6 protein-coding genes and 1 pseudogene are annotated in these 9,066 nt (G+C 39.1%); 5 read left to right on the top strand and 2 right to left on the bottom strand.

What is annotated here, in order from left to right; translation table 11 throughout:
• Positions 1–47: 47 nt before the first annotated feature.
• The 4 genes from purE (at position 48) to IQ228_RS14355 (ending at position 4,693) form a co-directional block, all read left to right on the top strand.
• A complete protein-coding gene (purE, locus tag IQ228_RS14370; protein ID WP_027404918.1) occupies positions 48–560 on the top strand; it encodes a 5-(carboxyamino)imidazole ribonucleotide mutase in 513 nt (170 codons plus the stop codon).
• Positions 561–749: 189 nt separating this feature from the next.
• On the top strand, positions 750–1,799 hold the full coding sequence (fni, locus tag IQ228_RS14365) for a type 2 isopentenyl-diphosphate Delta-isomerase (RefSeq protein WP_027404919.1): 1,050 nt from the start codon (positions 750–752) through the stop codon (positions 1,797–1,799).
• Between the two features lie 77 nt (positions 1,800–1,876).
• Positions 1,877–3,694 carry a signal peptide peptidase SppA gene (gene sppA / locus IQ228_RS14360; RefSeq protein ID WP_027404920.1) on the top strand — a complete coding sequence of 606 codons (1,818 nt, stop codon included), beginning with the start codon at positions 1,877–1,879 and terminating at the stop codon, positions 3,692–3,694.
• Positions 3,695–4,129: 435 nt separating this feature from the next.
• The gene (locus tag IQ228_RS14355) at positions 4,130–4,693 is read left to right on the top strand and encodes a Uma2 family endonuclease (protein ID WP_027404921.1); all 564 of its coding nucleotides are present in this window, start codon (positions 4,130–4,132) and stop codon (positions 4,691–4,693) included.
• A 50-nt stretch (positions 4,694–4,743) separates the two neighbouring features.
• Here the strand turns inward: IQ228_RS14355 and IQ228_RS14350 are convergent, their stop codons facing one another.
• On the bottom strand, positions 4,744–5,499 hold the full coding sequence (locus IQ228_RS14350; protein ID WP_027404922.1) for a GDYXXLXY domain-containing protein: 756 nt from the start codon (positions 5,497–5,499) through the stop codon (positions 4,744–4,746).
• A 769-nt stretch (positions 5,500–6,268) separates the two neighbouring features.
• Positions 6,269–7,717 (bottom strand): annotated as a pseudogene (locus tag IQ228_RS14345) (DUF2157 domain-containing protein); the annotation flags it as partial.
• Positions 7,718–7,952: 235 nt separating this feature from the next.
• On the opposite strand from IQ228_RS14345, the gene IQ228_RS14340 reads away from it, so the two are divergent.
• Positions 7,953–8,906, top strand: coding sequence for an RsmB/NOP family class I SAM-dependent RNA methyltransferase (locus IQ228_RS14340; protein WP_193963269.1), 954 nt, complete (start codon positions 7,953–7,955; stop codon positions 8,904–8,906).
• Positions 8,907–9,066 lie beyond the last annotated feature (160 nt).

Below are 9,066 nucleotides of genomic sequence, written 5' to 3'. Positions count from 1 at the left end.
CTCCCCCAACTCCCCCACCTCCCCTTGTTCCCTGTTACCTAAATTATATGAGTCTTGAAGTTGGTATTATCATGGGTAGTGATTCCGATTTGCCCACAATGAAGGATGCGATCGCTATTTGTGAAGAATTTGGTATTGTAGTTGAAGTTGCCATTGTCTCTGCCCATCGTACCCCAGAACGGATGGTTGAGTATGCTAAAACTGCACATCAACGCGGTATCAAGGTAATTATCGCTGGTGCTGGTGGTGCGGCACATCTCCCTGGTATGGTAGCATCTTTAACTCCTTTACCTGTGATTGGTGTTCCCGTCGCTACTCGGAATTTACAAGGTGTGGATTCTTTATATTCTATAGTGCAAATGCCAGCAGGAATACCCGTCGCTACCGTCGCTATTGGGAATTCTAAAAACGCTGGACTTTTAGCTGTACAAATTCTTGCTACTCACCAACCAGAATTACTCGAAAAAGTTCAACTTTATCGGCAAAGTCTTTGTAATATGGTCATGGAAAAGCAAGCTAAACTAGATCAGCTTGGATATGAAAAATATTTACAACAATAGATATTTACACCAGGCGGTTAGAAACCGCGTCTACACAGGCAAAACCCACCTGCGTGGGTTAAGATTTATTAGTCCATGAAGACGGACTTTGTTTATGTAGCCGCGTATCCCTAACGGGATGCGAAACCATATTGTATTCGCCAGGGCTTAGTGCAAAATATAAATATTCACATACCTCCATATTAAGTCGTGAACCATCCTATCAACACCTCAGCCCAAACCCAAAATCGCAAAGCAGATCATATTCGCATCTGTTTAGAAGATAATGTCCAATCTCCAGAAATTACCACTGGGTTAGAAAAATATCGCTTTACTCATGCTTGTTTACCGGAAATTGATGGTAAAGATATTGATGTGAGTACGACATTTTTGGGAAAACATCTCCATGCACCTTTGTTAATTTCTTCCATGACGGGAGGTACAGAACAAGCGGGGATTATTAATCGTCGCTTGGCTGAAGTTGCCCAAGCATACAAATTAGCAATGGGTGTAGGATCTGTAAGAGTAGCAGTGGAAAAACCTCAAGTTGCGGATACTTTTGCCGTTCGTAAATATGCGCCGGATATTCTCCTCTTTGCTAATTTAGGCGCGGTACAGCTTAATTATGACTATGGTATTGATGAATGTTTACGAATTGTTGATCTGGTCGAAGCTGATGCTTTGATTCTACATATTAACCCTTTGCAGGAATTCATTCAACCCAGAGGTGATACTAATTTTTATGGACTGCTTGACAAAATATCTGACTTGTGCAACGATTTGCCAGTTCCCGTAATTGCCAAAGAAGTAGGTAATGGAATTTCCGCAACTATGGCAGAAAAACTGATAGCTGTGGGAGTGCAAGCTATTGATGTGGCTGGTGCTGGTGGTACGTCTTGGGCGATGGTGGAAAGTGAACGGGCAGAAACTGCCTTACAGCGGCGTTTGGGGCAAACATTTGGGGACTGGGGGATACCCACAGCCGATTGTATTGCCAATATTCGGGAGCATGATCCCGATGTTCCCTTAATTGCTTCTGGGGGCTTACGCAATGGTTTAGATGTGGCTAAAGCGATCGCTCTAGGGGCTGATATTGCTGGTTTAGCAATGCCCTTTCTCAAAGCAGCGGCAGTATCGGAAGCGGCTGTAGTAGAATTAACAGAGGTTTTAATTGCCGAAATCACCACCGTATTATTTTGCACTGCCAATAGCAGCCTGTATAAATTAAAGCAATCTCAGAGTTTACAACGTATACAATAGAAAAAGGTTATTTTCTGGTCATTACTTTGGCATTAATGACTAATAACTAATGACTAATAACTAATAACTAATGACTAATGACTAATTTTCTTAAACAAACCCTAGCAAGTTTAATTGGTAGTTTACTAGGACTGACAATTTTTTCTGGAGTCAGCACACTGGGATTCTTATTAATATTAATTGCGGTTGCTAGTTCTCAAAGTTCAGCCCCAACAGTGAAAGATAAGTCAGTTTTAGTTTTGGACTTGTCCATGAAAATCACAGATAGTGAACCTAATTCCAGCCAACTTTTCCAAAAAACTTTTAGTGGGGCTGAAGAAAATAACATCACACTTCGCAAAGTTGTAGAAACCTTAGATAAAGCCGGACGTGATCAAAAAATTGTAGGTATTTATATAGATGGAACTAATGCTAATAGTGCAGTTGGTTATGCTTCCTTGAAAGAAATCCGTCAAGCATTAGAAAAATTCCGCAAAACCGGCAAAAAAATTATTGCCTATAGTACAGATTGGAGTGAAAAAGAATATTATCTAAGTTCCGTAGCCAATCAAGTTATAGTTAATCCTATGGGAGTAATGGAAATGAACGGTTTAAGTTCACAACCAATGTTCTTAGCGGGGGCATTTGAAAAATACGGCGTTGGTGTGCAGATTGTGAGGGTGGGTAAATTTAAGGGTGCAGTAGAACCGTTAATCCTCAATAAACTCAGCCCAGAGAACCGGGAACAAACCCAGAAATTGTTAGATGATGTGTGGGGAGAGTGGCGGAAATCTGTAGGTGCAAGCAGAAACATTCTACCGCAGAAATTGCAAGCGATCGCTAATAGTCAATCAATTTTAGAAGCTACAGAAGCTAAATCTAATAGTCTAGTGGATACAATTGCTTATGAAGATCAAGTATTCACCGACTTAAAAAAATTAACTGGTGACAGTAAAAAAGATCAAACATTCACAAAAATCAGCTTGGCTGATTATGCCGAAATTCCCGGAAAATCCTCAAATTCAGATCATAAAATTGCCATTGTTTATGCAGAAGGAGAAATAGTTAACGGTAGCGGTAACGAAGGACAAATTGGCGGTGATAACTTTGCAAAAATATTCTCAAAAATTCGCCAAAATGATCAAATCAAAGCAGTAGTTTTAAGAATTAATAGCCCTGGTGGTAGTGCTACCGCAGCCGAAATCATGCAGCGAGAAATCAAATTAACTCGTCAAATCAAACCCGTCATCGTTTCTATGGGAGACGTAGCTGCTTCTGGTGGTTATTGGATTGCAAGTGATTCCAACCGCATTTTTGCCCAAGCTAATACCATTACAGGTTCTATAGGTGTCTTTGGCGTATTATTTAATGGTCAAAAACTAGGCAATAATAATGGCATAACTTGGGATAGCGTGAAAACGGCTCAGTATGCAGATCAACAAACCATTTCCCGTCCTAAATCACCTCAAGAATTAGCAGTTTATCAACGCAGTGTTGACCGCATTTATAATCTATTCTTGCAGAAAGTTTCCCAAGGACGGAAAATTCCCACTGCAAAAGTAGCAGAAATCGCCCAAGGACGAGTTTGGTCAGGAACAGCAGCCAAACAAATCGGTCTAGTTGATGAAATTGGTGGTTTAAATGTAGCCATTGAATATGCAGCTAAACAAGCGAAATTAGGAACTGATTGGGAAATACAAGAATATCCGCGAAGTACAACCTTTGCAGAAAAGTTATTTGGTAAAAAATTAGATCAAACAAAAGCCAAATTAGGCATAGAAAAAACCCAAACTAAAAACTCAAACCCCTTAATAAATGAACTAGAAAAATTCCAACAGGAAATCAAAACCTTGCAAACAATGAATGATCCTCAAGGGATTTATACTCGTTTACCAGTGAACTTCAAAATTGAATAGGTAAGTAGGTGAACACAATAAAACCAAACTGTGTAAAGAAACGTAAAATCGCCCAAACCCTCTTGCCTCTTGCCTTTTGCCTTGCCATAACGACAATTTTCAACGCCAACCTACCTAATTGGTAATTGGTAATTGGTAGCAGGGCAAACGCACCTAAATTCTGTAATCCATGTCCAGCAAGAGTTTCAACTTTTAGTTACAAAACTAAACAATCGTCAAAACCTTTGTCCAGTAAGCATTCTAAAAATAAGATGCGTTTGCCCTGTAATTGGTAGTTAACGAGGATTAAACTATTGATGCTAAAATTACAAAATATAGCGATTATTGGTCGAATAAAATATAGTTGAGGGCGCAGAAGAAAGCACCCCACTGTCTTTAAAGTTTAAAACTTTACCTCACTGATTTTAACCCAGAAAAATTACACTAATAAACATAATGAACACTGTTACCCTGAATCTAGATCCAGTTGTTCGCCTTACAGATGATCAGTTTTACCAACTTTGTATGGCTAATAAAGATGTAAACTTAGAACTCAATGCACAGGGAGAATTAATTATTGTGCCACCAGTAGGAGGAGAAAGCGGCCGTAGTGAATCTGATTTAAATTTCAAAGTAAGTCTTTGGAACTACAAAACCCAATTAGGAATAGTATTTAGTTCCTCTACTATTTTTCGACTTCCTAATGGTGCAAAACGTTCTCCTGATGTTGCTTGGGTAAAATTAGACCGGTGGGAAGCACTAACTGTTGAAGAACGAGAAAAATTTCCCCCACTCGCACCTGATTTTGTCATTGAACTGAGATCAAAAACAGACAGACTTAAAACCCTGCAAGAAAAATGCACCGAATATATAAATAATGGCGTGCGTTTGTGTTGGTTAATTAATCCCTACGATAAACAAGTAGAAATTTACCGACTGGAACAACCTGTAGAAATTGTTCAATTTCCTGTATTACTGTCTGGAGAAGATGTGTTATTAGGGTTTGAATTACAATTTTGAAATCCACAAACAATTTATCTTGAGGTGGGCATTGCCCACCCTCAATAATGCTATTGAAAACGATAATTGCGATCGCCACGTTCACCATTCGCATCTCTTATGGATAAACCAATGGGAACAGCATTACCTTGAGGATCTACTTTTACCCTCACTAAAATTGGTTGTTGTCTACCATTCCTGGCTTCTTGAATTTGCGAAATATCCTCATTAATCTGTTGTCTTTGTTCTTCAGGAATGAAATAGTCTTCTAACCCATAATTAATCAAACCGTCTTGATAATTACCTTTTAAAGCTACCTGATTATTAGATAAATAAACAGGACGATTACTACTTACCCGGATAGGTTTCCAAGACTGAAGTTCATTTCGATTACTAGGTCGCCCTTCGCTATCAAAAGATTGTCGTTCTTGCAAAATTAAGTATAAGACAGTCCCTCGATAAACTTGTCTACCCCTGCGGGAATTTCTTCGCAACCAGTCATTCCAACCCGGCAATCTTCTCAAAGTTTCAGGACGGGAAATATTATAATCTAAGTTCAAGGAAGAACCCCGGACAACATCATTAGAATCTACAGGTACGGTTTGCAAAATTACTGTCTTACCCGTCACATCCGTATACATTGCCTGAGAAGGTACAGCTAGAATTAAGCCTACTTGAACCAATAAAGGGGCAATTAATCGCCAAATCGGCAAAGGTTTATTAGCCTTCTGTTCTGTAGCCTTAAGATAATCCCGAAAGGTCAATTTTTCGGAAAATTCCATTTCTGGAGTGAAGGTTTTTTTTGATTCAGGGAAGTCATTTTTCATGAGATTAATTTAAGTAGGTGAACACAATAAAACCAATCTGTGTGAAGAAAAGTAAAATCGCCCAAACCCTCTTCACTCTTGCCTCTTGCCTCTTGCCTTGCCATAACGACGATTTTCAAGGCCAACCTACTTAGTTAGTAATTGGTAATAGATAATAGGAAAAAATACTTTTCCCATTCCTGCTAATTTTTCGATAGGAATTTATCCGCAGAGATTTATATACAAAGAACTCAGATTTAATTTTTTGTGAGTAAGTAGAAAGGCGTAAAAAAGTCGAACTCAGGTGCCTGAATTTTGATTGAGAATTATCCTATTACTTTCTACTTCGATAATCACCTCCACTATTGCCTCTGTTATCTCTCTCCCTTTCTCTATCCCTCTCCCTCTCCCTTTCTCTATCTCTCTCTTTACTATCGTTAGTGCCGCCACTACCACTCCGATAATCACTGCTACTATTGCTTCTGTTATCGCCTCTACTATCGTTAGTGCCTCCACTACTACTCCGATAATCACTGCTACTATTGCTTTTGTTATCGCCTCTACTGTCGTTAGTGCCTCCACTACTAGTTTTATTCCCGCTATTCCCGCTATTTCCGCTATTTCCACTATTCCCACTACCACCGCTATTCCCACTACCACCGCTATTCCCACTACCACCGCTATTCCCGCTACCACCACTATTCCCGCTACCACCGCTATTCCCGCTACCACCGCTATTCCCGCTATTCCCACTACCACCGCTATTCCCACTATTCCCGCTACCACCGCCATTACTAGTTTTAGAAGTAGTAAAGCGACGTTCAAACCAAAGTCCGGCAGCAATGAGAGAATAACCGCAAATACCAAATACTAAAGCCCGGAAAAGAACCTCAGTATTATATTCTAAAACCCGGCTGATAATTTGCAGGGTAAATAATAACATACCACACCAAAATGCGGCTCTTTTTCGTAATTTCAACCCTTCTTGAACTAATCCCCAGGCTAATATTGCCAATAAAACATTGAAGATAAAAATACCTAGTTCGGTAATTCTGCTGATAGCTTGATGCCAAAAAGGAGTAATCAGAATAAACCCTAAAAAAGTAGTAATAATGCCAAGTCTGAAAAATACTTCCCGTCGAAGTGGACTATTGCTTTGACGAATTAGAAACAACCATTGTAAAACTGCCAAACCGCTGAGAATCCCTAAATCAATAATTGGCAAAGATGGTAATAAATTCGATGAATTACTAGTTGAATTGAAGGGATTTAAAAATGATAAACTGCCAATAGAGTCAACCGATTCCCATTGCCAACGGAAAGATAAAAGATAAAAAACCACACCAAAGCAAATCAAGCCAAAATTACGTGCCAGGGGTTGAAACAATCTATAATTAACTGTGGGAAAAAGTAAATCATCATAACTCCAAAGTAAGGCAGGTGGTAAAGCCAAAGCAAAGGAAGCTATCCAAGAAGCTGCATCAGAAAATGTTAAGAGTGGTAAAGGTCTGAGGTTATATTGCAAAGATATAATAAATGCCACAACTCCTATGCCAAAAATCCACCGGGATCTGCAAATATAAGCTAAAGGAACAAACAGTAACCATGATAGTAAGGGCATATGGCGCACAGCTAACCGCGCCCAAGTCACTTCCCCAGATTCAGATCCTAAATTACCAATTCCTATCCAGTAACCGATTTGAATGAGGACAATAGCCATAATTCCCAAAGAATTGAGGGAAAGACTATAAGCCATAACTAACACCCCAACCCCCCAAGCTAAAAATAACTCAGAAGCTGAACCGCTAATATTGAATATTTGCGCCATTAACATGAGGGTTGCCCCTAAAATAAAAGCACTGAGAATTAACAATGCTTCTCCGAGTACCCGTTTACCCTCTTGAGATTTTTTACCTTGATTTGTGGTAAGTGTAGGTTCTCGCCAAGTCAAAAACCCAGTAATGGCTGTGGAGAGAAATAAACTCATTAACAAGATAAACTTAACGTCCCGTGACCAACCTTGCCAATTTGCGCCCACAAGGGTCATTAAACCTAAGCCTAATAATAAACCGCCGATGACAATGGCAATGACACCAAAACTATCACGGGTAGATTCTTCTATTTTATTAAATTGATGCCGCTTGGCTATTTGGTCGTACTGGGAAGAACTAATAATTCCTTCGTCTCGCCAACGTTGTGATTCTTGGCGCAGTTTTTGCTGAAAATTGTTAAATATCATGACCTCTCCGGTACATAAGTGTAACACCAAATCTAAAATCGTAATTTGGCATGAGTTTGACAAACATTAACAAAACAAGGTTAGCCTCTAGCTAAAAGCCAGAAGCCATAACAGACGAACTTTGCAAACGCCATGTAAATATCGGTCAATGTCTTTTTAGTATGCAGCCAAATATATTGATTGCATTGTTCTCATGTAACAGTTTCTGTTCTGATTTAATTTGGTAGAAATTAATATGGAAAAACCTTCTAATTTATTGCTTAAAGTTACCCGACAGTTATTTACAAATGTAGATGAACAAACAAAGTTTATAGATGCTTTAGTTCATCCCCAACCTTTTGCACCTTGCATTCTTTGGTGTCAAGATCAACCAGAGATTTCGCCTTTTCAAGTGCAAACTCCAACACATTGGCAACCACATTTTGTAGACCGTTTATCTTTGGGAGCAAAACCAGGTAAGCATTCTCTCCATGAACAGGGATATTTTTACTGTTTAGATTTTTCTTCGGTATTTTCTGCTTCTGTTTTGTTGGCAATTCCCGAATCAATATCTATAGTTTTTGATATGTGTGCTGCCCCCGGTGGTAAAAGTGTGTTTGCTTGGAAGGCTTTAAGACCTGATTTGCTAATTACTAATGAGGTAATTGGTAAGCGGTTAGGAATGCTGATTTCTAATTTAAAACGTTGTCAAATTAAACCCAGTGGGGTAGTAAATAGAGATTCGAGTATTTTTGCAGAATTGTTGCCGGCTTCGAGTAATCTGGTGATGGTTGATGCCCCTTGTACTGGGCAATCTCTATTAGCTAAAAATGAGAAAGCACCAGGATGTTTTCACTCAACTTCAATTAATAAAAGTGCCAATCGTCAAAAACGAATTATTGCTAATTCTGCCCAAGTTGTTGCCCCTCAAGGTTATTTGGCTTATATGACTTGCACCTATTCCCCTGAAGAAAATGAGCAGGTTTGTGAATGGTTTTTAGAACGGTTTCCGCATTTTCAAGCGGTGGAAGTTGATCATTTATCTACTTTTCAATCTCGTTTAACTAGCATTCCTTGTTATCGGATGTTTCCGCAATATCGGTTGGGTGCGGGTGCGTTTACGGCGTTGTTTAAAAATACGATGGAAGGTGATGCGAAGGGGGTTGATTTAGAGTCTATGTCTGCTATGTGGAGATATCAAAGTATGTAGTGTTCTTTGATGCTATCCGAATAAAGCCTACCTGCGTGTGATTTACATTTTTTCTCACGCAGAATCACGAATAAGTATTAAGATTTACAAATTAAAATAAGTCACCATAAGGTAAATCAAGGCTTTTACGTCATTTTTGCGTAATTATTGCATAATTTAG

Source organism: Dolichospermum sp. LEGE 00246, from assembly GCF_015207865.1.
GTDB lineage: Bacteria > Cyanobacteriota > Cyanobacteriia > Cyanobacteriales > Nostocaceae > Dolichospermum > Dolichospermum heterosporum.
This window is presented reverse-complemented; position numbering and strand designations above follow the sequence as displayed.

Bases quoted from the DNA above. Each gene is read 5' to 3' on its own strand.
- purE (WP_027404918.1), top strand. From the start codon at position 48: ATGAGTCTTGAAGTTGGTATTATCATGGGTAGTGATTCCGATTTGCCC.
- sppA (WP_027404920.1), top strand. From the start codon at position 1,877: ATGACTAATTTTCTTAAACAAACCCTAGCAAGTTTAATTGGTAGTTTA.
- IQ228_RS14355 (WP_027404921.1), top strand. From the start codon at position 4,130: ATGAACACTGTTACCCTGAATCTAGATCCAGTTGTTCGCCTTACAGAT.
- IQ228_RS14350 (WP_027404922.1), bottom strand. From the start codon at position 5,499: ATGAAAAATGACTTCCCTGAATCAAAAAAAACCTTCACTCCAGAAATG.
- IQ228_RS14340 (WP_193963269.1), top strand. From the start codon at position 7,953: ATGGAAAAACCTTCTAATTTATTGCTTAAAGTTACCCGACAGTTATTT.